Source organism: Thauera propionica (assembly GCF_002245655.1).
GTDB lineage: Bacteria > Pseudomonadota > Gammaproteobacteria > Burkholderiales > Rhodocyclaceae > Thauera > Thauera propionica.
Window position 1 is genome coordinate 346,547 of record NZ_NOIH01000003.1, and the last position, 26,102, is coordinate 372,648.

25 protein-coding genes are annotated in these 26,102 nt (G+C 66.8%); 18 read left to right on the forward strand and 7 right to left on the reverse strand.

Features of this window, described 5'->3' with window-relative positions; all coding sequences use genetic code 11:
* Window positions 1-8 precede the first annotated feature (8 nt).
* Both CGK74_RS03040 and CGK74_RS03045 read right to left on the reverse strand, forming a co-directional pair.
* On the reverse strand, window positions 9-476 hold the full coding sequence (locus CGK74_RS03040; protein ID WP_206186163.1) for a PaaI family thioesterase: 468 nt from the start codon (window positions 474-476) through the stop codon (window positions 9-11).
* 109 nt (window positions 477-585) lie between these two features.
* Complete coding sequence (locus tag CGK74_RS03045; RefSeq protein WP_094267032.1) at window positions 586-1,029, reverse strand: MerR family transcriptional regulator; 444 nt, start codon at window positions 1,027-1,029, stop codon at window positions 586-588.
* A 162-nt stretch (window positions 1,030-1,191) separates the two neighbouring features.
* Between CGK74_RS03045 and CGK74_RS03050 the strand changes: the two genes are divergently transcribed.
* The 3 genes from CGK74_RS03050 to CGK74_RS03060 all read left to right on the forward strand — a co-directional run bounded on the left by CGK74_RS03050 (window position 1,192) and on the right by CGK74_RS03060 (window position 4,589).
* A complete protein-coding gene (locus tag CGK74_RS03050; RefSeq protein ID WP_094267033.1) occupies window positions 1,192-2,211 on the forward strand; it encodes an MBL fold metallo-hydrolase in 1,020 nt (339 codons plus the stop codon).
* Window positions 2,212-2,249: 38 nt separating this feature from the next.
* The gene (gene phaC, locus CGK74_RS03055; protein WP_004259898.1) at window positions 2,250-4,079 is read left to right on the forward strand and encodes a class I poly(R)-hydroxyalkanoic acid synthase; all 1,830 of its coding nucleotides are present in this window, start codon (window positions 2,250-2,252) and stop codon (window positions 4,077-4,079) included.
* A 69-nt stretch (window positions 4,080-4,148) separates the two neighbouring features.
* Window positions 4,149-4,589: a PIN domain-containing protein gene (locus CGK74_RS03060; RefSeq protein WP_094267034.1), complete on the forward strand. Its 441-nt coding sequence runs from the start codon at window positions 4,149-4,151 to the stop codon at window positions 4,587-4,589.
* On the opposite strand, the gene CGK74_RS03065 is transcribed toward CGK74_RS03060, so the two are convergent.
* A complete protein-coding gene (locus tag CGK74_RS03065) occupies window positions 4,586-5,446 on the reverse strand; it encodes a helical backbone metal receptor (RefSeq protein WP_094267035.1) in 861 nt (286 codons plus the stop codon). The two genes, CGK74_RS03060 and CGK74_RS03065, sit on opposite strands and share 4 nt — an antisense overlap.
* A 297-nt stretch (window positions 5,447-5,743) precedes the next feature.
* On the opposite strand from CGK74_RS03065, the gene CGK74_RS03070 reads away from it, so the two are divergent.
* A complete protein-coding gene (locus tag CGK74_RS03070; RefSeq protein WP_094267036.1) occupies window positions 5,744-6,712 on the forward strand; it encodes a TAXI family TRAP transporter solute-binding subunit in 969 nt (322 codons plus the stop codon).
* Between the two features lie 120 nt (window positions 6,713-6,832).
* Window positions 6,833-9,448 (forward strand): TRAP transporter permease, encoded by a 2,616-nt coding sequence (locus CGK74_RS03075; RefSeq protein ID WP_094267037.1) that lies wholly within the window; start codon window positions 6,833-6,835, stop codon window positions 9,446-9,448.
* A gap of 87 nt (window positions 9,449-9,535) precedes the next feature.
* Here the strand turns inward: CGK74_RS03075 and CGK74_RS03080 are convergent, their stop codons facing one another.
* From CGK74_RS03080 to argS, 4 genes are all read right to left on the reverse strand, one after another.
* On the reverse strand, window positions 9,536-9,967 hold the full coding sequence (locus tag CGK74_RS03080; RefSeq protein WP_094267038.1) for a PilZ domain-containing protein: 432 nt from the start codon (window positions 9,965-9,967) through the stop codon (window positions 9,536-9,538).
* A complete protein-coding gene (locus tag CGK74_RS03085) occupies window positions 9,964-10,599 on the reverse strand; it encodes a thiol:disulfide interchange protein DsbA/DsbL (protein ID WP_094267039.1) in 636 nt (211 codons plus the stop codon). Before CGK74_RS03085 ends, CGK74_RS03080 begins: the two co-directional genes overlap by 4 nt.
* Window positions 10,600-10,665: 66 nt before the next feature.
* Window positions 10,666-11,286 (reverse strand): SPOR domain-containing protein, encoded by a 621-nt coding sequence (locus CGK74_RS03090; protein WP_094267040.1) that lies wholly within the window; start codon window positions 11,284-11,286, stop codon window positions 10,666-10,668.
* 15 nt (window positions 11,287-11,301) lie between these two features.
* Complete coding sequence (gene argS / locus CGK74_RS03095) at window positions 11,302-13,065, reverse strand: arginine--tRNA ligase (RefSeq protein WP_094267041.1); 1,764 nt, start codon at window positions 13,063-13,065, stop codon at window positions 11,302-11,304.
* A 173-nt stretch (window positions 13,066-13,238) separates the two neighbouring features.
* Between argS and ubiB the strand changes: the two genes are divergently transcribed.
* From ubiB to CGK74_RS03160, 13 genes are all read left to right on the forward strand, one after another.
* Window positions 13,239-14,768: a ubiquinone biosynthesis regulatory protein kinase UbiB gene (ubiB, locus tag CGK74_RS03100; RefSeq protein ID WP_094267042.1), complete on the forward strand. Its 1,530-nt coding sequence runs from the start codon at window positions 13,239-13,241 to the stop codon at window positions 14,766-14,768.
* A 79-nt stretch (window positions 14,769-14,847) separates the two neighbouring features.
* Window positions 14,848-15,804 carry an arginase gene (locus CGK74_RS03105; RefSeq protein ID WP_094267043.1) on the forward strand — a complete coding sequence of 319 codons (957 nt, stop codon included), beginning with the start codon at window positions 14,848-14,850 and terminating at the stop codon, window positions 15,802-15,804.
* Window positions 15,805-15,929: 125 nt separating this feature from the next.
* Window positions 15,930-17,390, forward strand: coding sequence for a high affinity choline transporter 1 (locus CGK74_RS03110; protein ID WP_094267425.1), 1,461 nt, complete (start codon window positions 15,930-15,932; stop codon window positions 17,388-17,390).
* Between the two features lie 105 nt (window positions 17,391-17,495).
* Window positions 17,496-18,509 (forward strand): ubiquinone anaerobic biosynthesis protein UbiU, encoded by a 1,014-nt coding sequence (ubiU, locus tag CGK74_RS03115; protein ID WP_094267044.1) that lies wholly within the window; start codon window positions 17,496-17,498, stop codon window positions 18,507-18,509.
* A gap of 54 nt (window positions 18,510-18,563) precedes the next feature.
* Complete coding sequence (locus CGK74_RS03120) at window positions 18,564-19,475, forward strand: U32 family peptidase (protein ID WP_094267045.1); 912 nt, start codon at window positions 18,564-18,566, stop codon at window positions 19,473-19,475.
* Window positions 19,476-19,562: 87 nt separating this feature from the next.
* A complete protein-coding gene (gene ubiT, locus CGK74_RS03125; protein ID WP_094267046.1) occupies window positions 19,563-20,099 on the forward strand; it encodes a ubiquinone anaerobic biosynthesis accessory factor UbiT in 537 nt (178 codons plus the stop codon).
* A 183-nt stretch (window positions 20,100-20,282) separates the two neighbouring features.
* Entirely contained in the window at window positions 20,283-21,242 is a 960-nt protein-coding gene (thiL, locus tag CGK74_RS03130) for a thiamine-phosphate kinase (RefSeq protein ID WP_094267047.1), read from the forward strand.
* 58 nt (window positions 21,243-21,300) lie between these two features.
* Window positions 21,301-21,783 (forward strand): phosphatidylglycerophosphatase A family protein, encoded by a 483-nt coding sequence (locus CGK74_RS03135; RefSeq protein ID WP_094267426.1) that lies wholly within the window; start codon window positions 21,301-21,303, stop codon window positions 21,781-21,783.
* A 19-nt stretch (window positions 21,784-21,802) separates the two neighbouring features.
* Window positions 21,803-22,288, forward strand: coding sequence for a CinA family protein (locus tag CGK74_RS03140; protein ID WP_094267048.1), 486 nt, complete (start codon window positions 21,803-21,805; stop codon window positions 22,286-22,288).
* 133 nt (window positions 22,289-22,421) lie between these two features.
* The gene (gene recA, locus CGK74_RS03145) at window positions 22,422-23,456 is read left to right on the forward strand and encodes a recombinase RecA (RefSeq protein WP_094267049.1); all 1,035 of its coding nucleotides are present in this window, start codon (window positions 22,422-22,424) and stop codon (window positions 23,454-23,456) included.
* 11 nt (window positions 23,457-23,467) lie between these two features.
* Window positions 23,468-23,917 carry a recombination regulator RecX gene (recX, locus tag CGK74_RS03150; RefSeq protein ID WP_094267050.1) on the forward strand — a complete coding sequence of 150 codons (450 nt, stop codon included), beginning with the start codon at window positions 23,468-23,470 and terminating at the stop codon, window positions 23,915-23,917.
* Window positions 23,904-24,626: an LPS export ABC transporter ATP-binding protein gene (gene lptB / locus CGK74_RS03155; RefSeq protein WP_094267051.1), complete on the forward strand. Its 723-nt coding sequence runs from the start codon at window positions 23,904-23,906 to the stop codon at window positions 24,624-24,626. The genes recX and lptB overlap by 14 nt, the downstream gene beginning before the upstream one ends.
* 7 nt (window positions 24,627-24,633) lie before the next feature.
* Window positions 24,634-26,094, forward strand: a complete 1,461-nt coding sequence (locus tag CGK74_RS03160; protein ID WP_094267052.1) for an RNA polymerase factor sigma-54 — start codon at window positions 24,634-24,636, stop codon at window positions 26,092-26,094.
* The last annotated feature ends 8 nt before the right edge of the window (window positions 26,095-26,102 follow it).

The window sequence follows — 26,102 nt, forward strand, 5'->3', positions numbered from 1 at the left end:
GGCTCGCATCAGCCCCCGCGCTCGCTCTTGCCCTGCATGGCCATGATGGTCTGCTGCATGATCGCGCACAAGGTCCAGCGCTCGTCGCGGATGGCGAACACCTCGGCGCGGGTGATGATCAGCGTGCGCCCCGGCTTGATGACCTCGCCACGCGCCACCAGGCGCTGACCGTCGGCCGGCGCGACGAGGTTGAGCTTGTACTCGACCGTGAGCACGCTCGTGTCCGAGGGCGTCAGCGTATTGGCCGCATAGCCCGCCGCCGAGTCCGCGATCATGCCCACCACGCCGCCGTGGATGTACCCGTGCTGCTGCGTGATCTCCGCCTTGTGCGGCAGATGGATCTCGACGAAGCCCGGCTCGACCACCGCAAGCTGCGCGCCGATCAGCGTCATCGCGTGCTGCAGGTCGAAGCTGGCGCGGACACGGGCGGCGTAGTCGGGGTCCTTGGGCTGGAACTGCGGCATTTCCGGGCGCATGGTCGGTGTCTCCGTGGGTGTATTTATTGCTGTGACGGTATTTTCGTTGTTTTTACGTTTACGTCAACGTAAGCTTGAGTCCAAAAAAAGCGGGGCAAGGCCCCGCGCTTCAGCCGATGCTCGCCTTGTCGATATGACGGGCCAGTTCGGCCTGGGCGGCTGCCGCGCCCTCGGCGTTATGGCCGAGCAAGGCGTGGCACTGCTGTTCCAGCATGTCGATCTCGAGCAGCACGGCCTCGATGTCCAGGCGTTGCTGCTCGAGCGCGGCGCGACGCTCGGCGAGCACCTTGAGGAAACTTTCTAGCTGCTGCGCCGAATTGCGTACGTCGCCGTACATGTCGAGCAACTCGCGGATCTCGGCCAGCGACAGGCCGAGGCGCTTGCCGCGCAAGGTCAGCTTCAGGCGCGTGCGGTCGGCCTTGGTGTAGACCCGGGCCCGCCCCGCACGTGCCGGGGTAAGCAGGCCCTGGTCTTCGTAGAAACGGATGGCACGCGGCGTGATGTCGAATTCGCGCGCCAGTTCGGTGATGGTGTAGGTTTGTTCGTCGCCCATTGCAATCCGCGGCTGGTCATTGCGCGGGGAAAATCCCGCTCAATCGACAAGATATTGTTTTATATAAGAAAACTTACAACGACTGGCAAAAGTTAAGCAGATTTCAACGATTTGAGCAACGCAAATCGACGCGCTTGCGTGCCCCATGACACCGGGAGTTCCATGTCCGTACTGCACTACCCCTTCCCCGACCTGCCCGCAGAGGGGCACACGCTTGAAGTCGCACCCGGCATCCATTGGGTGCGCATGGCCCTGCCCTTCGCGCTGGACCACATCAACCTTTGGCTGCTGGACGACGGCGACGAACGCGTGATCGTCGACTGCGGCTACGGTGCGGACCGCTCGCGCGCGGCATGGGCGCAGATCCTCGACGCAGCGCCCCAGCCCGTCGCTCGCGTCATCGTCACCCATCACCACCCGGACCACCTCGGGCTGGCGACCTGGCTGGCTGCGCGCGACGGCGCCAGCCTGCACATGACGCTGGGCGAGTACCTGGCCGGCCAGGCGATCTGGCACCAGCTGCCAGGCTACTCGGTGCCCGACATGGTCGCCCAGTTCCGCGCCCACGGCCTCGACACCTCGCGCGCCGACGCGCTGGCCGCGCGCGGCAACGCCTATCGCCGCGGTGTGCCCGAAATGCCCTCGCGTTACCACCGCCTGCGCAACGGCGACACGCTGTCGATCGGCGGGCGCACCTGGCGCGTCCTCGTCGGCTACGGCCACGCGCCGGAGCACGCCAGCCTCTACTGCGCCGAACTCGGATTGCTCATTTCGGGCGACATGCTGCTGCCCCGCATCTCGACCAATGTCAGTGTTTATGCTGCAACGCCGCACGACGACGCGCTCGGCTATTTTCTTGACTCCATTCAGGAACTCTGCAACTTGCCCGACGACACGCTCGTGCTACCATCCCACGGCAAACCTTTCAAGGGTACTCGGTCAAGAGTGGAACAACTCGTTGCCCACCACCGCGAACGCTGCGATGCGCTGCTGGCTGAGTGCACTGCAGCAAAAACGGCGGGGGAGCTGCTGGCGATGCTGTTTCCGCGCGAGCTCGATACCCATCAGGTCATGTTCGCCATGGGGGAGGCGATTGCTCACCTCAACCATCTGGAGAAGCGGGGCGCGCTTCGCCGGGAGGTCGGCGCGGATGGTCTGACCCGTTTCGTCAAAATCAATTGAGAGAGACCCGCCGGTCGCCAACCAGGAGTTCAAACAACATGGCTGCACCCTCGAACGAAACCCCTCACGCCGAACTGCCCGATCCGCAGGAGGTCGCCAAGACCTATGCCGAGGTCGCGCGCCGTGCCTCGCACCTGATCAGCGATCACGTCAATCGCCAGCTCAAGAAGGGCATCGCCGCCCCGGCTGACGAACTGGGCATCGCCCAGGCTTTCATGGACATGATGGCGAAGCTGCTGTCCAACCCGTACAAGCTCGCCCAGGCGCAGATGAACCTGGTGTGGGATTACTTCTCGCTGTGGCAGCACTCGATGATGCGCTTTGCCGGCCTGCACGCCGCGCCGGTCGCCGCGCCCGAGAAGTCGGACAAGCGCTTCAAGGACGAAGAGTGGGAAGAGCACTTCCTGTTCGATTTCATCAAGCAGTCCTACCTGATCGCCGCACGTCACATCCATGACACCGTGTGCTGCGTGGATGGCCTGGACGAGCAGACGCAGAAGAAGGTCAACTTCTATACCCGCCAGTACATCGACGCGCTGTCGCCGTCGAACTTCGCGATGACCAACCCCGAGGTCTTCCGCGAGACGGTCAAGAGCCACGGCCAGAACCTGCTGAAGGGCCTGAACAACCTGCTGCGCGACGTCGAGGAAGGCGGCGGCAACCTGCGCGTGAAGATGACCGACACCACGGCCTTCGAGCTGGGCAAGAACGTCGCCACCACGCCGGGCAAGGTCGTATTCCAGACCGACATGATGCAGCTGCTGCAATACACGCCCAGCACCGACAAGGTGCTGAAGAAGCCGCTGCTGATCGTGCCGCCGTGGATCAACAAGTTCTACATCCTCGACCTGCGCGAGAAGAACTCGTACATCAAGTGGTGTGTGGACCAGGGTCACACCGTGTTCGTGATCTCGTGGGTGAACCCCGACGAGCGCCACGCCGACAAGACCTTCGAATCCTACGTGCAGGAAGGCATCATCGCCGCGCTGGACGCCATCGAACAGCAGACGGGCGAAAAGTCGGTCAACGCCGCCGGCTACTGCCTGGGCGGCACCCTGCTCGCCACCACGCTGGCCTACCTGGCCGGCAAGCGCCAGGCCAGCCGCATCTCGGCCGCCACCTTCTTCACCACGATGACCGACTTCACCGACCCGGGCGAACTCGGTGTGTTCATCGACGAAGGGCAGGTGTCCAGCCTCGAGAAGAAGATGTTCGAGCGCGGCTACCTCGAAGGCTCGGAAATGGCCGGCACCTTCAATATGCTGCGTGCCAACGACCTGATCTGGTCCTTCGTGGTCAACAACTACCTGCTCGGCAAGGACCCGTTCCCGTTCGACCTGCTGTACTGGAACTCGGACTCCACCCGCATGCCGGCGAAGATGCACAGCTTCTACCTGCGCAAGCTGTACATGGAGAACCGCCTCGTCGAGCCGGGCGGCATCACCATCGACGGTGTTGCGATCGACCTGGGCAAGATCAAGACCCCGTGCTACTTCATCTCGACCATCGAAGACCACATTGCGCCGTGGAAGAGCACCTACGCAGGTGCCCGCAACTTCGGCGGCCCGGTCCGCTTCGTGCTCGGTGGCTCTGGCCACATCGCTGGCATCGTCAACCCGCCGGCGGCCAATAAGTACGGCTTCTGGATCAACCCGGCCGCCAAGCTGCCCGCCACGCCCGACGACTGGCTGGCCGGCGCGCAGCAGAACGCCGGCTCGTGGTGGACTGACTGGCAGGCCTGGCTGACCGCCATGGACAGCGAGCAGACCGAGCCGCGCGATCCGGCGAAGGGCAAGCTCAAGGTGCTGGAAGACGCGCCGGGCACCTTCGTCAAGATCCGCATCGACGCCAAGAAAGCCGCTGCCTGACAGGCGCCGGCTCTACAGGCAGGGGAGGGGTGACCCTCCCCTTTTTCTTTTTTTCCCACCTCCGCCGACATGACCGCCAGGCTCGTCCTCGACACCAACACCGTCCTCGCGCTGTGGATGTTCTGCGATCCGCGCCTAGCCCCGCTGCGCGCGTTCATCGAGGACGGCCGTTGCTCACTTCATGGTCGCACGGACGCATTGGGAGAGTTGCGCCTCGTGCTCGCCTATCCGCAGTTCGGCGTCGAGCCGGACACGCAGGCAGCACTGCACGACGCCTACCGCGCGCGCCTGAACCTGCTGGCGGACGCGCCGCCGGCCGATGCCGCGCCCCTGCCGGCCTGCCGCGACAGCGACGACCAGAAGTTCCTCGAGATCGCCCGTGACGCCGGCGCGAGCCATCTCGTCACGCGCGACAAAGCCCTGCTGAAACTGGCCCGACACCGACTCGTGCGCGACCGCTTCACTGTCCTGACGCCCGAACGCCTCGTCGCGCAGTTGGCGGACGACTAGCGCGCGAAATCGACCAACTGCCGACGCAGCCCCGCCAGATAGCGCAAGCCGGCAACCACCCGGCTGCCATACCACGACACCATCTCGCCGTCGATCAATGTCGCCGGACGGCCACTCAGCGCCGTCACCTCGTCCGCATGGTGCAGCTGGAAGTGATAGGGCTCGCTCGACAGGAACACCCGCTCGACCTCGCCGAGCCAGTCCGCCGACCAGTCGAACACCGGATAGCGCCCGGCGCCGCTGGCGCCCCCCTGCACCTCAGGCAAGGTCGTCCAGCCAACTTCGGCCAGCATGGCGGACACGTAGGTGTCGCGCGCAACGGTCATCCACGGCTCGCGCCAGATGAGATAGAGCACACGTTCCGCGGGCAGCGCGGCCTTCACCGCCGCCGCCTCGTCGAGCGCGGAACGCAAATCGGCCTCGAGCGCCTGCGCGGCGTGTTCGCAGCCGAACAGGCCACCGAAGAGATCGAACAACTCGAGATTGTCCCGCGGCCCGCAAGGATGCGTGACTACGATGTTGGGCACGAAAGCTGCCAGCTCATCAATGGTGTCGCGCCGGTTCTCGTCGATGTTGACGATCACATGCGTCGGCGCCAGTTCGCGCATGCGGTCCATCTTGACGTCCTTCGTTCCGCCGACCTTGGGCACGGCGCGCAGGGCCTGACGCGGATGAATGCAGAACCCGGTGCGCCCCACCACCTGCGCGCCCAGGCCCAGTTCGAACAGCAGTTCGGTGAGCGAGGGTACGAGCGAGACGATGCGCGCGTCGGCCCCTGCCGGTCGGTGAAGGGCACCCAATGCATCGCGCAGCACGGCAACGGAGGAGTCTGAGGAGCTGCGGTCAGCGAGATGCATGGCGTATCGGCAGTCAGGATCGAACGGCGCGGGCTGGATGCCGCGATGGGCGCGGGCGCCACGGTCCTACTCGACTGCAGCCCGCAGCCGCGCAAGGTACCCGCTTGCCCGGCCGACGTCCACCTGGCGCGGCCCTCACTTATTGCGGACTACCCGAAGCTGACAAATCCAGTCGACCTATGCAATCCTCCGCCTGTCGTCCCGCCACGGGGCCACCCCGTACGCCAAAGCGCATGCGCGGGGGCCTGCAAAGGCGCGACGCGTCAACTCAGACACTTCCTTCCCGAGGATGAACAGATGAAGAAAATCACCGCTCTGGCCGCCGCCTTCGCCCTTTTCGGAACGCTCGGCGCCACGCCTGCGCAGGCCCAACAGAAGTTCGTCACGATCGGTACCGGTGGCGTCACCGGCGTCTATTACGCCGCGGGCGGTGCCATCTGCCGCCTGATGAACAAGGACCGCGCCCAGCACGGCATCCGCTGCTCGGTCGAGAGCACCGGCGGCTCGGTGTACAACGTCAACACCATCAAGGCCGGCGAACTCGACTTCGGCGTGTCGCAGTCCGACATCCAGTACAACGCGCTGAAGGGCGAGGTCCAGTTCAAGGACGGCGGCGCCTTCGCCGACCTGCGCTCGGTGTTCTCGCTGCACGGCGAACCGCTGACCGTGCTGTCGCGCAAGGAAGCCAACATCACCAAGATGGAGGACTTCAAGGGCAAGCGCTTCAACATCGGCAACCCGGGCTCGGGCCAGCGCGCCACCCTCGAAGTGCTGCTGCCGGCGATGGGCATGAGCTTCGCTGACTTCTCGCTCGCCTCCGAGCTGAAGCCCGACGAGCACGGCGCCGCCCTGTGCGACAACAAGATCGACGGCTTCGCCTTCGTCGTCGGCCACCCGGCGGCCAACATCCAGGACCCGACCACCACCTGCGGCGCCAAGCTGGTTTCGATCACCGGCCCGGGCGTGGACAAGATCCTGGCCCAGTACCCCTACTTCGCGCCGGCGACCATCCCCGCCGGCATGTACGCCAACAACCCGGAAGTCACCAAGACCTTCGGCGTCGTGGCCAGCATCGTGAGCTCGACCAAGGTGCCGGCTGACACGGTCTATACCATGGTGAAAGCGGTGTTCGAGAACTTCGAGGACTTCAAGAAGCTGCACCCGGCTTTCGCCAACCTCGAGCCGAAGGACATGATCAAGAACGGCATGTCCGCTCCGCTGCACGAAGGCGCGGTGAAGTACTACAAGGAAAAGGGCTGGATGTAATTCCGCCGCGCGCCGCCCGCGACCCGGGCGGCGCAATCATTTTGCGAAACGGCGGCGGGCCACCAGCCCTTCGCCGTTTTTCGTGTTCGACCCAGCAACACACAATGAGGGAGGTGGCGCATGGCCGGCCCTGACAAGAAAGAACAGCGCAGCATCGAGCTGACCGACGAACAACTCAAACAGATCGTGGCCGAAGCGGACACCGGGGGTCGCAAGCCCACCGGGCTGACCGCCCAGCTGTTGCTGGTCGTGGCCCTGGCCTGGTCCCTGTTCCAGCTCTGGATCGCCTCGCCCCTGCCCTTCTCGCTCGGCGTGTTCGTGTTCAACGACACCGAATCACGCGCGATCCACCTCGGCTTCGCCGTCTTCCTCGCGTTTGCGGCCTATCCCGCCTTCAAACGCTCGCCGCGCGACCACATCCCCATCGTCGACTGGGTGCTGGCTGCGGCCGGCGCATTCTGCGCGGCCTATCTGTTCATCTTCTACAAGGAACTCGCCGGCCGCCCGGGCATGCCGACCACTACGGACCTGGTGGCGGCCGTCATCGGCCTGACCCTGCTGCTGGAAGCTGCCCGTCGCGCGCTCGGCCTGCCGATGGTGATCCTCGCCGTGGTCTTCCTCGGCTACATCTTCTTCGGCCAGTACATGCCAGACGTCATCGCCCACCGCGGCGCCTCACTGGCCAAGGGCATGAGCCACCTGTGGCTGACCACCGAAGGCGTGTTCGGCGTGGCGCTGGGCGTGTCGACCAGCTTCATCTTCCTGTTCGTGCTGTTCGGCGCCCTGCTCGAGACGGCGGGCGCGGGCAACTACTTCATCAAGTCGGCCATCGCCCTGCTCGGCCACATGCGAGGCGGACCGGCGAAGGCCGCCGTCGTCGCTTCGGCCAGCACCGGTCTCATCTCCGGCTCGTCGATCGCGAACGTCGTCACCACCGGCACCTTCACCATCCCGCTGATGAAGAGCGTGGGCTATCGCTCGGACAAGGCAGCCTCGGTGGAGGTCGCCTCCTCGGTCAACGGCCAGATCATGCCGCCGGTGATGGGCGCAGCCGCCTTCCTGATGGTGGAGTACGTGGGCATCACCTACGTACAGGTGATGAAGCACGCCATCGTGCCGGCGCTCATCTCCTACATCGCGCTGTTCTACATCGTGCACCTCGAAGCCCTGAAGATGAACCTGCAGGGCCTCCCGCGCAGGGAGCCCCTGCCCTGGCAGAGGGTCGCGATCACCACGACGATGACGGTGTCCGGCCTCATCATCCTGTCGGCGATCGTCTATTGGGGCTTCGGCTGGATCAAGGGCCTGGCCGGCGATGCGGCCTTCCTGATCGTCGGCCTGCTGATGCTCGGCGCTTACATCGCCATCGTGCGCTACGCGGCGAAGTACCCCGAGCTGCACATGGAGAAGCCCGGCGAGACCATGGAGTACCTGCCGGAGATCGGCCCGACCCTGAAATCCGGCCTGCACTTCCTGCTGCCGGTCGCGGCGCTGATCTGGAACCTGATGGTCGAGCAGCTCTCGCCGGCGCTGTCGGCCTTCTGGGCCACGCTGTTCCTTATCTTCATCCTCGTCACCCAGCGTCCGCTGTTCGCCTTCTTCCGCGGCACGGGCGACTTTGGTGCCACGCTCAGGCACGGCTTCCAGGACCTGTTCGATGGTCTCGTGACCGGCGCCCGCAACATGATCGGCATCGGCATCGCCACCGCGACCGCCGGCATCATCGTCGGCACGGTGACGCTGACCGGCATCGGCCTGGCCATGACCGAACTGGTCGAGGTGCTGTCGGGCGGCAACCTGATGATCATGCTGGTCCTGGTCGCGGTGATCTGCCTGATCCTAGGCATGGGCCTGCCTACCACCGCGAACTACATCGTGGTGTCTACGCTGATGGCGCCGGTGATCGTCGAGCTGGGCGCCCAGAGCGGCCTGCTCGTGCCGCTGATCGCGGTCCACCTGTTCGTGTTCTATTTCGGCCTGATGGCCGACGTGACGCCGCCGGTGGGCCTGGCGTCCTACGCGGCGGCGGGCATCGCCAAGAGCGATCCGATCAAGACCGGTTTCACCGCCTTCGGCTACAGCGCACGAACGGCAATCCTGCCTTTCATGTTCATCTTCAACACCGAACTGCTGCTGATCGGCATCACGAGCACCTGGCACCTGATCCTGACAATCGCGACGGCCACGATCGCGAGCATGATGTTCGCGGCGGCCACGCAGGGCTTCTTCGTCACCAGGAACCGCGTCCATGAGTCGATCCTGCTGCTGCTCGTGACCTTCACGCTGTTCCGCCCGGGCTTCTGGATGGACATGCTGTATCCGCCCTTCGAGGAAGTGCCGCCAACCGAGCTCTCCCGCCTGGTGGAAGAGGCGCCGCGCAATGGGAATCTGCGTGTGTGGATCGAAGGCCTAACGCTCGAGGGGCAGGAGATCTCGAAGGGCGTGCTGCTGCCCCTTGGCGAGCCCGCCGCCAACGCACGCGAGCGCCTGGGCAAGATGGGCCTGACGGTGATGGCGCTGGGCGAAGACGTGCAGGTTGCCGCAGTGCGCTTCGGCAGCCAGGCGGAAAAACTCGGCCTGGAGCAGGGTTTCACCATCACGACCATCGAACTGCCGTCGGGTGAGCGCCCGACGAAGGAGTGGATGTTCATCCCCGCCTTCATCCTGCTGGGCCTCGTCTGGTTCATGCAGAAAGCCCGGGCCCGCCGCGGGGCTGCACCACGCCCCGCAGCCTGATCGCAGCACGGCGCCCGCAAAAAAGCCGCTGCCCCTTCGGGGGACAGCGGCTTTCTTCTTTCTGGCTGATGCGCTGCGGGGGCAGGCTCAGATCAGCGACGGGCCATTGACGATCGCCGCAGCATCCTTCTCGGTGATGCGCACGGTGGCGCTCATGATCACGTGGGCAATCAACCAGTCGCGCAAGCGTTCGACACCATCGCCCTGGAGCGTCACGAACCGGCAACCGAGCTGGGCTGACCCCGCCAGGTAATTCACGCGGCGCGCCCGCCCGCGGATCTCGTCGGGCACGCTGTCGCGCAGCAGCACGAAATCGAGCTCCTCGCAGAAGGCCTGCGGATCATCCGCCTGAAACGAGAAACCTTCGGGCGAGATGTCGTTGAGGGCGATGCGCTCGCCACCGATCACGACCCAGAAGCACGGTTCGCCGCGGCGCCGCGCCACGAAGCGCTGGCTGCCGCGCCGATCGCCCCCCAGCGCTTCCGCGAGCGGTGTCTGCTCGGGTCGCGTGTCGCTCATTTGCCGCCGCGCTCCTTTCGGATGCGCTCGATGAGTTCATCGGTGACCTTCAGCGCGTTCTGGTGGCTGCCTGCCATCGACGCCGAGGTCACGAAGCGGCCATCGACGACCACCGTCGGCACACCCTGGATGCGCATCGCGCGCGCAAGCTGGTCGGCACGCTGCAGCATCGAATTGACGCCGAAGGACTTGTACGTGTCCATGAACTTGCCGGCGTCGGCGACCTTGCCGTTGATCCACTCGCGTACGCCCTCTTCGGAATGCAGCGGGCGTTTCTCTTCCTGCACGGCCACAAACACCTTGCCGTGGATCGCATGCAGGTCGCCCGACACCTGGGCGGCATAGAAGAGGCGCGCCAGTCCGGCCAGCTGCGGGTTGTTCCAGATCGCCGGTACCTGGCGGAAGCTCACGTCGCCCGGGAGCTTCTTGCTCCAGGCTTCGACCAGCGGATCGAAGTCGCGGCAATGCGGGCAACCGTAATGGAAGAACTCGATGATCTCGATCTTCGAGGGATCATCTGTCTTCTGCGCAGGATTGAGGACGGTGAACGCATCCCGCGCCCACACACCGTTGGCGACGGGCAGGACCGCGGCAAAGGCGGCGAGCTGTTTCAGGGCATCACGACGGTTCATTCAAGGCTCCAGGTTCGATGACGGCTTTCAGACGCCGGAACGCGCGGGGCGTTCCCGACGAGGATGTCAGGGATTGCTGCGGCTCACCGAGGCATTGAAGCCGGCCGCAGCCAGCCGGGCGCGGGTCGGGTTCATGTCCTCCGGGCTCGAGAACGGGCCGATGCGCACGCGGTGAACCACCCGGCCATCGGCCAGCTGGGCGCGCTGGGCGCTCGCCTCGATACCGGCCAGCGCCAGGCGGGCCTTGAGGTTGTCCGCCTCGCCCGGGTTCTCGAACGCACCGACCTGCAGGTACAGGCGTTCGACCGGCTTGGCCGCGGCCTCCTGCACCGGCGCGGGCGCCTGCTGGGCCGGCAGCTTCGGCGGCTGCGCGGGCTTGGCAGCGGGGTCGACGGCCGCCGGCACGTTATCGCCCTGCGGCAGGATCTTGTAGAACTCGAAGTCCTGCTTCACCACCGGCCGGTCGCCCGGTTTGCCGGGCAGCGCCGCCGGCGGCTGATCCGCCGAGGGTACGCGCGGCGCAACCGGCGCAGCCTGGAAGGGATTGGAACGGGTGAAGTACCACGCTGCCCCGGCCGCGATCAGCGCCCCGAACACCAGGCCGATGAAGATGCCGATCAGCGTGCCGCCGCCACTGCGCGACGGCGCGCGCGCGGGCTTGAGGACAGGCTTGCGATCACGACTCACATGCGTCTCCGAAAATCACATCGTCTCCGGCGCGGACACACCGAGCAGCGCCAGGCCGCTGACCAGCACCTGGCGCACCGCCGCAGCCAGCGCCAGACGGGCAAGTTTGACCGCCTCGTCCTCAACCAGCATCCGCTCGGCGTTGTACCAGCTGTGGAAATCGGCGGCGAGATCCTTCAGGTAGAAGGCCACCTGATGCGGTGCGTAATCGGCTGCGGCGTTCTGCACCAGTTCCGGGAAGGTCGACAGGCGGGCGCAAAGCGCCAGTTCGCGCTCGTTCTGCAGCAGGCCGAGGTCGGCCGCTGCCAGTTCGGACGATTCGCCGCCCCACTGGTTCAGTACCGAGCACACGCGGGCGTGGGCGTACTGCACGTAGTAGACCGGGTTCTCGTTGCTCTGGCTCTTGGCGAGATCGAGATCGAAGTCCAGGTGCTGATCGGACTTGCGCAGCACGTAGAAGAAGCGGCAGGCGTCGTTGCCGACTTCCTTGCGCAGCTCGCGCAGGGTGACGAACTCACCCGAGCGCGTGGACATCGAGGTCTTCTGGCCATTGCGGTAAAGCACCGCGAACTGCACCAGGGCCACCTCGAGCTTTTCCGGCGGCAGGCCGAGCGCGGTAATGGCGCCCTTCACGCGCGGGATGTAGCCGTGGTGGTCGGCGCCCCAGATGTCGATGATGCGGTCGAAGCCGCGCTCGTACTTGTTGAGGTGGTAGGCGATGTCGGAGGCGAAATAGGTGTACAAGCCGTTCTCGCGCTGCACGACGCGGTCCTTCTCGTCGCCGAAGGCAGTGGAGCGGAACCACTTGGCGCCGTCCTGCACGTAGATGTGACCCTGCTTCTCGAGCTGGGTCACCGCGCGCTCGACCAGGCCGGTGTCGAACAGGCTCTGTTCCGAGAACCATTTGTCGAAACGCACGCCGAACTCGCCGAGGTCGTCGCGGCCGTCGCCGAGCTGCTCGTTGAGCGCGAAGCCATGCACCCAGCCGTAGTCGTCGCCGAGCAGCTTCTTGGCGTTGGCGATCAGCGCGTCGAGATGCTCCTCGCGCTGCTGCTTGGCCTCATCGTCCTTGCGCTCGGCGGGCGGCAGGCCGGGCGTGCCGGCGAGCACCTGCTCGCGCGTGACCCCGGCGAAGCGGTCCTGGTGGGCGTCGCGCATGTCGCGACCCATGTCGATCACGTAGTCGCCCTGGTAGGCATTGGGCGGGAACGGGATCTCGACGCCGAAGAAGGCCAGGTAGCGCAGCCAGGTCGACAGCGCCAGGATGTCCATCTGGCGGCCGGCGTCATTGACGTAATACTCGCGCGTGACCTCGTAACCGGCGAAGGCCAGCACGTCCGACAGCGAGGCGCCATAGGCCGCTCCGCGACCATGACCGACGTGCAGCGGGCCGGTCGGGTTGGCGGACACGAACTCGACCTGCACCTTGACGCCCTTGGCCGCGCCGCGGCCGAAGTCCACGCCTTTGGCCAGCACGTCGCGCACGACCGCAGTCTTGGCATCGGACGCGAGCGTGAAGTTGATGAATCCCGCGCCGGCGACCTCGGCCTTGGCGACGAGGCCGGTGGCCGGCAGTTCGGCCAGCAGCAGTGCAGCCAGGTCGCGCGGATTGCGCTTGAGCGGCTTGGCCAGCTGCAGCGCGAGGTTGGTGGCGAAGTCGCCGTGGCTCGCCTGTTTCGGGCGCTCCAGCAGGATGGCGGTATCGGCGTGATCCGGCGCCACGCTCTTCAGCGCGGTCTTCAGCAGATCGGTCAGCAGGACTTTCGGGTCGGCGCTCATGGCACTCGGTAGGCAAACTAAACGCGCGATTATAGCGGATCGCGTCGCCCTCCCCGGCCCGGCTTGTGAGCGGGCATTTCGATGCGGCCCGGGCGCACAGCACCGGGCGCGACTTCCACCGTTTCGGGCTTTCGGGCTAAAGTCCGGCCTTTCCGGCTGCCTGGCTCTGCAAAGTGCGTCTCTTCCGCCTCACCAAGATCGTTTCCGTCGGCCTGCGCTTCGGCCTCGACCGCATGATCCTCGACGCCGACAGTAGCGGCAGGCTGGCGCGCATCTGGCACACCGTGTTCTTCTGGCGCCGCTTTTCCGAATCGCGCGCGGTGCGCCTGCGCAAGGCGCTCGAATCGCTCGGCCCGATCTTCGTCAAGTTCGGCCAGATGCTGTCGACGCGGCGCGACCTGCTGCCGCCCGACCTCGCCGACGAGCTCGCGCTGCTACAGGATCGCGTACCGCCCTTCCCCACCGAGCAGGCGCTCGGCGTGCTGGAAGGTTTCTATGGACGGCCGATCGACGAGGTGTTCGACGACTTCGAGCGCACCCCGGTGGCCTCGGCCTCGGTCGCACAGGTGCATTTCGCCCGCCTACCCGACGGCACCGAGGTCGCGGTCAAGGTGCTGCGCCCGGGCATCGAGCGCGTGATCGAACATGACCTCGCGCTGATGGAAGTGGCTGCGATCCTGCTCGAGAAGATCTGGCCCGAAGGCCGGCGCCTGAAGCCGCGCGAGGTCGTCGCCGAGTTCAGCAAGTACCTGCACGACGAGCTCGACCTGATGCGCGAGGCGGCCAACTGCTCGCAGTTGCGGCGCAACTTCAAGGACTCGTCGCTGCTGATCGTGCCCGAGGTCTACTGGGACTGGTGCGGCAGCAAGGTCATGGTGATGGAGCGCATGCGCGGCGTGCCGATCTCGCAGACGCCAGCGCTTCTCGCCCAGGGCACCGACCTGAAGGCGCTGTCGCGCGCGGGCGTGGAGATCTTCTTCACCCAGGTGTTCCGCGACGGTTTCTTCCACGCCGACATGCACCCGGGCAACATCTTCGTGCATCAGGACGGGCGCTACATCGCGCTCGACTTCGGCATCATGGGCACGCTCAACGAGGTGGACAAGAACTACCTTGCGCAGAACTTCCTCGCCTTCTTCAAGCGCGACTACCGCCGCGTCGCGCTCGCCCACATCGAGGCTGGCTGGGTGCCGGCGAAGACGCGCGTGGATGAGTTCGAGGCCGCGATCCGCACCGTGTGCGAGCCGATCTTCGACAAACCGCTGAAGGACATCTCGTTCGGCAAGACCCTGCTGCGCCTGTTCCAGACCGCGCGCCGCTTCGAGATGGAAGTGCAGCCGCAGCTCGTGCTGCTGCAGAAGACCCTGCTCAACATCGAGGGCCTGGGTCGCCAGCTCGACCCCGAGCTCGACCTGTGGAAAACCGCCAAGCCCTTCCTCCAGCGCTGGATGGACGAACAGATGGGCTGGCGCGCACTGATGCGCGGCGTGAAGGAAGAAGCCCCGGCCTGGGCCGGCACGCTGCCACAGCTGCCGCGCCTTGTGCATCACGCGCTGACGGACGCCGGCCGGCAGCAGCTTGAACAACAACAGCGCATGGAGCGCCTGGCCGCCGGACAGCGGCTGCAGGGGCGCATGCTCGCGGTGATCGGCGCCATTGCCGCCGCACTGCTCACCCTGGAGCTTTACCGTCTGTTCGGCTGAACGTCGGGCGCCGTCCGCGCTCCAACGCGCGGAGCGCCTGCCTGGCCGGCAGTGCGCAAGAACCTGACGGAGACTGGCGATGACGCTCCCGGCCGGCACCCCGCAACAGCCAGAGCAGGCACTCGCCCTGCTCGGCGCCGCCAGTGCGCTTGGCGCACCCGATCCGGGAAGCGCGCGCGGACCGTCAGCCCTCGAAGGCAGTGGGCTCGTGGCTAGCCTGCGCGCAGCCGGGCGCACCGCACGCTGGAGCGCCACCCTCGAACCCAGCCCACTGTCTGACACGGCGCACGACATGCGCACCAGCCTTCAGGTCAACGGTGCCTTCGCAACACGGCTCGCGGACGCGATTGCCGGACTTCCGGCCGGCGAATTTCCTCTCGTCCTCGGCGGCGACCATGCTATCGCCACCGGCACCTGGCGTGGCGTCGGGCACCGCATCGGCCAAGCGCCCGGACTGATCTGGATCGACGCCCACCTCGACAGCCACACGGCGCACACGACACATTCGGGCAACATCCACGGCATGCCGCTGGCTGCCCTGCTCGGCGAGGGCGCGCCCGAACTCACCGATCTTCCCGGCCCCTGCCTCGATCCTGCGCGCTGCTGCGTCGTCGGCGCGCGCGCCTGGGAAGCCGAGGAGCACGCCCTGCTGCAGCGACTGGGGGTGCGCATCTTCACCATGGACGAGGTGCATCGCCGCGGGCTGCATGCGGTGATGGGCGACGCGCTGGCGATCACCCGCGCCGGCGGTCGCGGCTTCGGGCTCAGCCTGGACCTGGACGCCCTCGACCCGGGCGAGCTGCCGGCCGTGACCTGCCCCGAGCCCGACGGCCTCGGTGTCGCCTCGCTCGCGGCCGAGTTGCGCCGGCTGCGCGCCTGTCCCGACTTCGTCGCGATGGAGATCGTCGAGTACCGCCCCGACCTCGATCCTGACGGCCTTTGCGCAGCCCGGATCGTGAAGCTCGCGCAGTCCGCCCTGGGTCGCGAGACCATGCCGGCACCATCCGCCGACCCGAGCGTTGCAAAAGTGCAATAAACCATCGCCAGATCCCTTGCCAGCAATGGAAAACCTGCGCCCCCGCAGCGCAGCATGTTGCTAAACTCGCGCCTGATTTTCGCAAACAACACGCGCCTGGCTGCGCTTTCACGAAGGGCCTCATGATGCTGCTCTGGCTTGTCGTCGCCTACCTCGTCGTTTCCATCGGCATCGGCCTGTATGCGGCCACCCGCGTACACAACGCGCGTGACTACATCACCGCCGGTCGCAACCTGCCGATGATCGTGGTGCTGGCCATGGTGTTCGCCACCTGGTTCGGCGCGGAGACCGTGCTCGGCATCTCCGCCACCTTCATCGACGAAGGCTTTCGCGGCCTGATCTCGGACCCGCTCGGTGCCTCGGTGTGCCTGGTGCTGTTCGGCCTGATCTTCGCGCGCCCGCTGTACCGCATGAACCTGCTGACGCTGGGCGACTTCTTCCGCATGCGTTACAACCGCACGACCGAGCTGATCCTGTCGATCTGCATCGTGCTGTCCTACCTCGGCTGGGTGGCAGCCCAGATCACCGCGCTCGGCCTGGTGTTCAACGTGCTGTCGGCCGACGTGGTGTCGATGAACCAGGGCATGCTGATCGGCGCGGCGGTGGTGCTGGTCTACACCCTGTTCGGCGGCATGTGGTCGGTGGCGATGACCACCTTCGTGCAGATGATCGTGATCGTGCTGGGCCTGCTCTACGTGACCAGCCTAGCCGGCGACATGGCGGGCGGCTTCGATGTCGTCGTTTCCAAGGCGGCAGCGGACGGCAAGCTCGACTGGCTGCCCACGCTCGACATGGTCGACATGATTGCCTGGATCGCCGCCTTCGCCACCATGGCGCTGGGCTCCATCCCGCAGCAGGACGTGTTCCAGCGCGTCAATTCGTCGAAGAACGAGACGGTCGCGGTGTGGGGCACCACGCTCGGCGGCGTCAGCTATTTCTTCTTCGCCGCCGTGCCGCTGTTCCTCGCCTACACCGCGACGATCATCGACCCCGACATGGTCGGCAGGCTGATGGAACAGGACTCGCAGCTGATCCTGCCGACGCTGATCCTGCAGTACATGCCCTTCGCCGCGCAGGTCGTGTTCTTCGGCGCACTGCTGTCGGTGATCATGAGCACCGCGTCGGGCACGCTGCTGGCGCCGTCCGTGACGTTCTCCGAGAACGTGCTGCGCGGCTTCTTCCCCCAGATGCGTGACCACCAGTTCCTGTGGGCGACGCGCGTCACCGTCGTGATCTTCACCGTGCTCGTCACCTGGTACGCCACCAGCACCGAATCGACCATCCACCAGATGGTCGAGAACGCCTATCGCATCACGCTCGCGGGCGCCTTCGTGCCGCTGGCCGCCGGCCTGTTCTGGCAGCGCGCCAACAACCTCGGCGCAGCGCTGGCAATCGTCTGCGGGCTGGCGACCTGGATCCTGTTCGAACTCTTCGTCCCCGAGGGCGACATCGAGCCGCAGCTCTTCGGCCTGGCAGCAAGCGCCCTCGGCATGCTGGTCGGCGGCCTGTTCGGCCGACCCTCGCACCACCGACCGCACGCCGGTCACCACCACGCTGCCGCGGCGACGCATCACACCATGCGCTGAGCGCACCGGCGTACGGTCCATTGCAGGGGCTTTGACGCGAGTCAAAGCCCCTGCGTGCTTTGGGCACTATGGTTGCGGGGCTTTTTTTGCCCCGACCCTGCCCCCATGAATGCCTCCCCGATCGAGCTCGTCTGCCCCGCCGGCAGCCTGCCGGCCCTGAAGACCGCCATCGACCACGGCGCCGACTGCGTCTATCTCGGCTTCAAGGACGCCACCAACGCGCGCAACTTCACCGGTCTCAACTTCGACCCGCCGCAGATGCGCGAAGGCATCGCCTACGCCCACGCCCGCGGCAAAAAGGTGCTGCTCGCGCTCAACACCTATCCACAGACCGGCAACTGGCCGAGCTGGACGCAGGCCATCGACCGCGCCGCCGAGTTCGGCCTGGACGCGCTCATCCTCGCCGACCCCGGCCTGATGGCCTACGCGGCCAAGACGCACCCGCAACTGCGACTGCACCTGTCGGTGCAAGGCTCGGCGACGAGCTACGAGGCGATCAACTGGTACCACGAGCACTTCGGCATCCAGCGCGCGGTGCTGCCACGCGTGCTGTCGATGGCGCAGGTCGAGAGCGTGGTCGCCAACACGCCGGTCGAGATCGAGGTCTTCGGCTTCGGAGGGCTGTGCGTGATGGTCGAGGGCCGCTGCGCGCTGTCGGCCTACGCCACCGGCGAGTCGCCCAACTGCAACGGCGCCTGCTCGCCGGGCAAGCACGTGCGCTGGGAAGACACGCCGCGCGGCATGGAGACGCGCCTCAACGGCATCCTCATCGACCGTTTCGCCGAGGGCGAGCGCGCCGGCTACCCGACGCTGTGCAAGGGCCGTTTCGAAGTCAACGACGAGACGTACTACGCGCTCGAGGAGCCGACCAGCCTCAACACCCTCGAGCTGCTGCCCGAGCTCGCCCGCATCGGCATCCGCGCGATCAAGATCGAAGGCCGCCAGCGCAGCCCCGCCTACGTCGCCCAGGTCACCAAGGTATGGCGCGCCGCGCTCGACAAGCTGAAGGCGGGCGGCGCCGAAGGCTTCAGCGTGCTGCCAGCGTGGATGGCCGAGCTCAACAAGGTCTCCGAAGGCCAGAGCCACACGCTGGGCGCCTACTACCGCCCGTGGAAGTGAGCGTCGCGCAAGCCGCCTCACCCCGCATCACCCGAACGAACTGAGATCCGCCCGATGAAACTCGCCCTCGGCCCCCTGCTCTATTACTGGCCGCACCAGAGCGTGCTCGACTTCTACGCCGACATGGCCGAAGCGCCGGTCGACAGCATCTATCTCGGCGAGACCGTGTGCTCCCGCCGCCACGAACTGCGCCTGGACGACTGGCTCGAGGTCGGCAAGGTGCTCACCGCCGCCGGCAAGGAAGTGGTGATGAGCACGCAAGGCCTGATCGAATCCGAATCCGACCTCAAGGTGCTGCGCCGCATCGTGCGCCAGTGCGCCGAAGGCGATCCGGGTTTCCGCGTCGAGGCCAACGACATGGGTGCGGTGCGCCTGCTGACCGAAGCCGGCATCAGGAACTGGATCGCCGGCCCGACGCTGAACATCTTCAACCCGGCGACGCTGCAACTGATGATCGATTCCGGCGCCACGCGCTGGGCGGTCGCCCCCGAGATGTCGGGCGCTGCGCTGGCCGAAGTCCGCGCCGCGATCGCAGCACCGGTCGAGACCGAAGTCTTCGCCTATGGCCGCCTGCCGCTGGCGCACTCGGCGCGCTGCTTCACCGCCCGCCACTTCAACCTGCAGAAGGACACCTGCGAGTTCCGCTGCCTGTCGCTGATGGACGGCATCACGCTGCGCACCCGCGAAGGCGAGCCCTTCCTGACCCTGAACGGCGTGCAGACCCAGTCGGCGCGCGTGCATAACCTGCTCGGCGACCTGGCGGCCGTGCAAGGCAGCGCCGAGGTGTTGCGCATCAGCCCGCAGGGCGCGAACACCCGCGCCATCGCGGAGCTTTTCCGCGCTGCACTCGATGGCGCCCGCACACCGGCCGACGCCCTCGCCGCCAGTCGCGCATTGATGGTCGAGGCGCCGTGCAACGGCTTCTGGCACGGCCGCGCCGGCGTCGAACAATACGTCGCGGCCTGACATGGCGGCGACGGCCCTCCCCAGCCAACCGACTTGCCCGCCACGCCCGCTTTCGTCCCCCGCCCGCCTCGCCTCCGGAGACCGAACATGCCAGCCCTTCCCGCCCTGCCCCGCCTCCCGCTGCCGACTGAACTGCTGCCCGGCAGCCTGCGCCAGCGCATCAGCGAACGCCTGGAGAACCTTCGCATTCCCGACTTCACCGTGCCGGCTCCGGTGGCGAAGCTGGTGTCGCGCCTGCCGCAGCAGCCCCCCACGCACGCGCTGACGTTGGCACTGAACCTTGCGCTCGATCGCATCCTGCCGCGCGACACGCTTGCGCCGCTCACCGGCCATCACCTGCAGATGCGCGTGCTCGATGCCGGCCTCACGCTCGACTTCACCCTCACGGGCAAGGGCTTCCGCCGCGCCACGCCGGTGGCGGACAGAAAACCGGACCTGATCATCTCCGCCACCACCCGCGACTTCATGGCGCTGGCGCTGCGCGAGGAGGACCCCGACACGCTGTTCTTCAGCCGCCGCCTGCGCATGGAGGGCGACACCGACCTCGGCCTGCTGGTCAAGAACACGCTCGACGCGGTCGACTGGGACGCCCTCAAGGCACGCATCGCCGGCCGTCGCGCCTGAGCGCTGCGCCCCCTGCACGACCCGCCGCAGCCGCCCATCCCCCAGCCCTGTGCGTCCGGCAGGACGTACAGAGCCTGACTGCCGGCACGCGAACCCTGCGCAACCCCAGCGCCTCATCTGCGTTAAGCTTGCACCCCCTCGATGCAGCGCCAGCCCCCGACGCAGTGCTGGCCCCGACGTGCAATGCCTTCCGAATTCGACCTGATCCGGCGCCATTTCACCCGGTCCCCGCAGCATACGGACCTCGCGGTCGGTGACGATGCCGCGCTGCTGCGCCCGCGTGCCGGCGTGCAGCTGGCAGTCTCGACCGACATGCTGGTCAGCGGCACCCACTTCTTCGCCGACACCGACCCCGAGGACCTCGGCTGGAAGACCCTCGCGGTCAACGTCTCCGACCTGGCCGCGATGGGGGCCGAGCCGCGCTGGGCCTTCCTCGCGCTTGCCCTGCCGGCGGCCGACGACCCCTGGATCGCGGCCTTCGCGCGCGGCCTGTTCGCCTGCGCCGACGCCTTCGGCGTGGACCTCGCAGGCGGCGACACCACCCGCGGCCCGCTGAACCTCTCGGTCACCATCGTCGGCGAAGTCCCCGCGGGACAAGCAATCACCCGCACCGGCGCCCGCGCCGGAAACGAACTGTGGATCTCGGGCCAACCCGGGCTGGCCGCGCTGGGACTGGCCGCGCTGCACGGTGAGGTCGCGCTGGATGCAGCCGGGCGCGCCCGCTGCGTGGACGCACTGCAGCGTCCGCAACCGCGCGTCGAACTTGGCCTGCAACTGCGGGGCATCGCGACGGCGATGCTCGACGTGTCCGACGGACTGCTCGGCGACCTCGCCCATATCCTGGAAGCGTCCGCGGTTGGCGCCATTGTCGATGCCGCCGCCCTGCCGCTCGACGCGCTGCGTGCGACCGGCGCCAATGCGGCCATCGCCAGACGCTGCCTGCTGTCGGGCGGCGATGACTACGAGCTCCTGTTTGCCGCACCTGCGAGCGCACGCCCCGCGCTGACCGAGCTTTCCACCAGCCTTGGTCTGCCACTGCACCGCATCGGCCAGATCACCGGACAGGCTGGCGTCTGCCTGCTGCGCGAACCCGACGGCACACTGGCACCCGCCGGCGCATCGGGCTACGATCATTTCGCCTGAGCGCGTCCGCGCAAGCGGCCACGCCCTCATGCCCCGCAACACCGACCAGGACCCCCTCATGCGCCCCACCCCGCGCCTGCTGTTGAGCCACCCGACCCACTTCATCTCCCTCGGCTTCGGCGCCGGACTGTCACCGTGGGCACCAGGCACGGTCGGCACGCTGCTGGCCTGGGCGCTGTACCCGCTGATCCGCACCCCGCTGTCGGAGTTCGTCTTCCTCGCCCTGCTCGCCAGCCTGTTCATCGCCGGCGTGATCGCCGCCGAACGCACCGGACAGGCGCTGGGCGTCCCGGACCATGGCGGCATCGTATGGGACGAGATGGTCGCCACCTGGCTGGTGCTGGTGTTTGCGCCCAAGACGCTGCTGTGGCAAGCCGCCGCGGTCGCGCTGTTCCGCTTCTTCGACATCGTCAAGCCGCCGCCGGTGCGCTGGGCGGACCGCAGCTTCAAGGGCGGCTTCGGCGTGATGTTCGACGACCTCGTCGCAGCCGGCTACACCCTGCTGGCGCTGGCGGCGCTGGTCGCGCTGTTCGGCGCCTGATCGGGCAGGGAACGGGGAAATGGACGCCGAACTCGACGCGCTCTCGGTCGCGGTGGGCAACGCGCTGGCCGCGCGCGGCTGGATGCTGGCCACTGCGGAATCCTGCACCGGCGGCTGGATCGCACAGCTCGTCACCGCCACCAGCGGGAGCTCGGCCTGGTTCGACCGCGGCTTCGTGACCTACTCGAATGCGGCCAAGACGGACATGCTCGGCGTCTCTCCTCAAACCCTCGCCCGCCACGGCGCGGTGAGCGAAGCCACAGTGGTCGAGATGGCCGAGGGCGCGCTGACGCGCAGCAGGGCGGACCTGGCGGTTGCGGTGTCGGGCGTTGCCGGTCCGACCGGCGGCACGCCGCAGAAACCGGTCGGCATGGTGTGCGTAGCCTGGGCGCAACGCGAAGCACCGACCCTTGTCCGCACGCTCCAGCTGGCGGGGGATCGCACGGCCGTGCGTCGTCAGACCGTGATCCACGCGCTCGGCGAAGTGATCGCACTTGCTCGCTGACGCGGCTGGCGGGCGCCGGCTCGCGGCATTGCTGTATTCATTTACAGGTCTTACACTGTCGCCGTCAGAGATGCCCGACAGCATCACAGCAAGCTCTGTGCCATAATTCGCCAATCACTCAGGAACGACTTTCATGGACGACAACAAGGCCAAGGCGCTCGCCGCCGCGCTCTCGCAGATCGAAAAGCAGTTCGGCAAGGGCTCGATCATGCGCATGGGCGACGGCAACGTCGAACGCGACATCCAGACCGTGTCCACCGGCTCGCTCGGGCTCGACATCGCACTCGGCCTCGGCGGCCTGCCGCGCGGCCGTGTGGTCGAGATCTACGGCCCGGAATCGTCCGGCAAGACCACGCTGACGCTGCAGGTCATTGCCGAGATGCAGAAGCTGGGCGGCACCGCTGCCTTCATCGACGCCGAGCACGCGCTCGACGTCGGCTATGCGGAGAAGCTCGGCGTCAACATCCAGGACCTGCTGATCTCCCAGCCCGACACCGGCGAACAGGCGCTCGAGATCGCCGACATGCTGGTGCGCTCGGGCGGTGTAGACGTGGTCGTGGTGGACTCGGTCGCCGCGCTGACACCCAAGGCCGAAATCGAGGGCGAGATGGGCGACCAGCTGCCCGGCCTGCAGGCCCGCCTCATGTCGCAGGCGCTGCGCAAGCTCACCGCCAACATCAAGCGCACCAACACGCTGGTGATCTTCATCAACCAGATCCGCATGAAGATCGGCGTGATGTTCGGCAGCCCCGAGACCACCACCGGCGGCAACGCGCTCAAGTTCTACGCCTCGGTGCGCATGGACATCCGCCGCACCGGCACGATCAAGAAGGGCGACGAGGTCGTCGGTTCGGAGACCCGCGTCAAGGTCGTCAAGAACAAGGTCTCGCCCCCGTTCAAGGAAGCGCACTTCGACATCCTGTATGGCGAGGGCATCTCGCGCGAAGGCGAGATCATCGATCTCGGCGTCGAGCACAAGATCGTCGATAAATCGGGCGCCTGGTATGCCTACAACGGCGACAAGATCGGCCAGGGCAAGGACAACTCGCGCGAGTTCCTGCGCAACAACCCGGCGCTGGCACGCGAGATCGAGAACAAGGTCCGCGTCGCGGTCGGCCTGCCCGAACTGCCGCCGGCCGCTCCCGCCCCGGCCGCGGCCGAGGCCTGACCGCCGGAACCATGGCCGAGCCCAGCCTGCGCGAGCGCGCCCTTCGCCACCTCGCCCGCCGCGATCACTCGCGCGCCGAGCTGGCGCGCAAGCTCGCCGCGCATGGCGAAGCCGACGAGATCGAGGCCGTCATCGCGCGCATGAGCGAACTCGGGCTGCAGTCCGACAGCCGTTTCGCGGAAGCCTTCGTGCGCGGCAAGGCCGCGCGCTTCGGCGCGAGCCGGCTGCGCAACGAGCTGGCCCGTCGCGGCATCGAGCGCGAGTTGATCGACGAGGCCATCGCCGGCGAATGCACCGAGTCCGAGGTGGAGCGTGCCCGCAGTGTGCTGCACGGCCGCTTCCGCGAGGCACCTGCCGATGCCCGCGAGTGGGCCCGACAGGCGCGCTTCCTGCAAACCCGCGGCTTTGCGCCCGATCTGATCCGCAAGCTGCTGAAAGAGCCCTACGATGAGTCTGCTTAAGGTCGCCGGTCTGCAGAAGCGCTACAAGGCGCGCACGGTGGTGCACGACGTCGGCTTCGAGGTCGGCTCGGGCGAGGTCGTCGGCCTGCTCGGCCCCAACGGAGCGGGCAAGACCACCTGCTTCTACATGATCGTCGGCCTGGTGCGTGCCGACGGCGGCCAGATCGGGCTCGACGGCAAGGACCTCACCCACCTGCCGATCCACGCCCGCGCCCGCCTCGGGCTGTCCTACCTGCCGCAGGAAATGAGCGTATTCCGCAAGCTCACCGTGGCCGAGAATATCCGCGCGGTGCTCGAACTGCAGGGCCTGGAGCCGCGCCGCATCGACGAACGCCTACAGGAACTGCTCGAGGAGCTGGGCATAACCCACCTGCGCGATAACACCGCGATTTCGCTGTCGGGCGGCGAACGCCGCCGCTGCGAGATCGCCCGCGCGCTCGCCACCGACCCGCGCCTTATCCTGCTCGACGAACCCTTCGCCGGCGTCGATCCGATCGCGGTCATCGACATCCAGAAGATCATCCGCTTCCTCAAGGAACGCGGCATCGGTGTGCTCATCACCGACCACAACGTGCGCGAGACACTCGGCATTTGCGATCGCGCCTATATCATCAGCGAAGGTCGTGTGCTCGCCAGCGGCCAGCCGGACGAAATCATCGCTAACGAGAAGGTGCGCCAGGTCTACCTCGGCGAACATTTCCGCCTCTAGTGCCCGCATGAAGCCCAGTCTCCAGCTCAAGCTCTCGCAGCACCTTACGCTGACGCCGCAGCTGCAGCAGTCGATCAAGCTGCTGCAGCTGTCCACGCTCGAGCTGAACCAGGAGATCGAACGCTTCCTGCTCGAGAATCCGATGCTCGAGCGCGAGGAGATCGACGATTTCGTGCCGCAGCCCGGTCTCGCCACCAGCACGCCGCCCGCCGAGCGTGAGCGGGAGCGCGAACGCGAGAGCAGCGCCGAGGCTGCCGGCGACGGGGAAGCCGGCAAGGGCGCCGAGCGCGAGGACAACGAGGAAGGCATCGACTGGTCCAACGTCGGCAGCGGCACCCAGGCCAAGCGCGACGATGACGACGACACCGACTTCCAGGAGTTCCAGGCGGCCGAACTGTCGCTGCGCGACCACCTCGACCAGCAGGTGGCGCTGTCGCCGCTGTCCGACCGCGACCGCGCGCTGGTGCGCTTCATCATCGAGGCGCTGGACGACGACGGCTACCTGCACCAGCCGCTCGAGGAACTGCTCGAGCTGCTGCCGCCCGAGCTCGACATCGATCTCGACGAGCTGTCGATCGCGCTGCGTCACGTGCAGCACCTCGACCCCGCCGGCATCGGCGCACGCAGTCCGCAGGAATGCCTGTCGCTGCAACTGCGCGCAATGCCCGAAACGCCGACGCAGATGCTGGCCCTCGAGATTGTCGACCGTCACCTCGAACTGCTCGCCGAGCGCAACTTCGCCCGCCTCAAGAAACACACCGGATGCGACGACGACCAGTTGCGCGCCGCCCACGCCCTGATCTGCAGCCTCGACCCGCACCCCGGATCGCGCCACTCGGCCTCCGAAACGCGCTACGTGTTGCCGGACGTCATCGTGCGCAAGATCCGCGGCCGGTGGACCGTCAGCCTCAACCAGGACGCGATGCCACGCCTGCGCGTGAATCGCCTGTACGCCAGCCTGCTGCAACAGAACCGCGGCCAGGGCGGCGGACTCACCGGTCAGCTGCAGGAAGCACGCTGGCTGATCAAGAACGTCCAGCAGCGTTTTGACACCATCCTGCGGGTCTCCCAGGCCATCGTTGACCAGCAGCGGCAGTTCTTCGATCATGGAGACGTGGCGATGCGGCCACTCACTCTCCGGGAGATCGCAGACCAGCTCGAGCTGCACGAATCCACCGTTTCGCGCGTGACAACACAGAAATACATGGCAACGCCGCGCGGTGTGTTCGAACTCAAGTATTTCTTCGGCAGTCACGTCTCCACCGACACCGGCGGAGCGGCCTCTTCCACGGCGATTCGTGCGCTGATTCGCCAACTGGTAGACGCCGAGGACAGCAAGAAGCCGCTGTCCGACGCAAGGATTGCAGAAGTTTTGGGCCAGCAGGGTATCGTGGTCGCACGGCGCACCATCGCGAAGTACCGCGAATCACTGAATATCCCGCCGGTCAGTCTGCGCAAATCGATCTGACAACAACA

Coding starts and splice junctions, on each gene's coding strand:
- CGK74_RS03160 (WP_094267052.1), top strand. CDS start 24,634: ATGAAGCCCAGTCTCCAGCTCAAGCTCTCGCAGCACCTTACGCTGACG.
- CGK74_RS03120 (WP_094267045.1), top strand. CDS start 18,564: ATGAAACTCGCCCTCGGCCCCCTGCTCTATTACTGGCCGCACCAGAGC.
- recX (WP_094267050.1), top strand. CDS start 23,468: ATGGCCGAGCCCAGCCTGCGCGAGCGCGCCCTTCGCCACCTCGCCCGC.
- CGK74_RS03045 (WP_094267032.1), bottom strand. CDS start 1,029: ATGGGCGACGAACAAACCTACACCATCACCGAACTGGCGCGCGAATTC.
- CGK74_RS03085 (WP_094267039.1), bottom strand. CDS start 10,599: ATGAACCGTCGTGATGCCCTGAAACAGCTCGCCGCCTTTGCCGCGGTC.
- CGK74_RS03105 (WP_094267043.1), top strand. CDS start 14,848: ATGACGCTCCCGGCCGGCACCCCGCAACAGCCAGAGCAGGCACTCGCC.
- lptB (WP_094267051.1), top strand. CDS start 23,904: ATGAGTCTGCTTAAGGTCGCCGGTCTGCAGAAGCGCTACAAGGCGCGC.
- CGK74_RS03075 (WP_094267037.1), top strand. CDS start 6,833: ATGGCCGGCCCTGACAAGAAAGAACAGCGCAGCATCGAGCTGACCGAC.
- CGK74_RS03060 (WP_094267034.1), top strand. CDS start 4,149: ATGACCGCCAGGCTCGTCCTCGACACCAACACCGTCCTCGCGCTGTGG.
- phaC (WP_004259898.1), top strand. CDS start 2,250: ATGGCTGCACCCTCGAACGAAACCCCTCACGCCGAACTGCCCGATCCG.
- ubiT (WP_094267046.1), top strand. CDS start 19,563: ATGCCAGCCCTTCCCGCCCTGCCCCGCCTCCCGCTGCCGACTGAACTG.
- CGK74_RS03070 (WP_094267036.1), top strand. CDS start 5,744: ATGAAGAAAATCACCGCTCTGGCCGCCGCCTTCGCCCTTTTCGGAACG.
- CGK74_RS03065 (WP_094267035.1), bottom strand. CDS start 5,446: ATGCATCTCGCTGACCGCAGCTCCTCAGACTCCTCCGTTGCCGTGCTG.
- ubiU (WP_094267044.1), top strand. CDS start 17,496: ATGAATGCCTCCCCGATCGAGCTCGTCTGCCCCGCCGGCAGCCTGCCG.
- CGK74_RS03050 (WP_094267033.1), top strand. CDS start 1,192: ATGTCCGTACTGCACTACCCCTTCCCCGACCTGCCCGCAGAGGGGCAC.
- CGK74_RS03080 (WP_094267038.1), bottom strand. CDS start 9,967: ATGAGCGACACGCGACCCGAGCAGACACCGCTCGCGGAAGCGCTGGGG.
- CGK74_RS03110 (WP_094267425.1), top strand. CDS start 15,930: ATGCTGCTCTGGCTTGTCGTCGCCTACCTCGTCGTTTCCATCGGCATC.
- CGK74_RS03040 (WP_206186163.1), bottom strand. CDS start 476: ATGCGCCCGGAAATGCCGCAGTTCCAGCCCAAGGACCCCGACTACGCC.
- thiL (WP_094267047.1), top strand. CDS start 20,283: ATGCCTTCCGAATTCGACCTGATCCGGCGCCATTTCACCCGGTCCCCG.
- argS (WP_094267041.1), bottom strand. CDS start 13,065: ATGAGCGCCGACCCGAAAGTCCTGCTGACCGATCTGCTGAAGACCGCG.
- CGK74_RS03140 (WP_094267048.1), top strand. CDS start 21,803: ATGGACGCCGAACTCGACGCGCTCTCGGTCGCGGTGGGCAACGCGCTG.
- recA (WP_094267049.1), top strand. CDS start 22,422: ATGGACGACAACAAGGCCAAGGCGCTCGCCGCCGCGCTCTCGCAGATC.
- CGK74_RS03135 (WP_094267426.1), top strand. CDS start 21,301: ATGCGCCCCACCCCGCGCCTGCTGTTGAGCCACCCGACCCACTTCATC.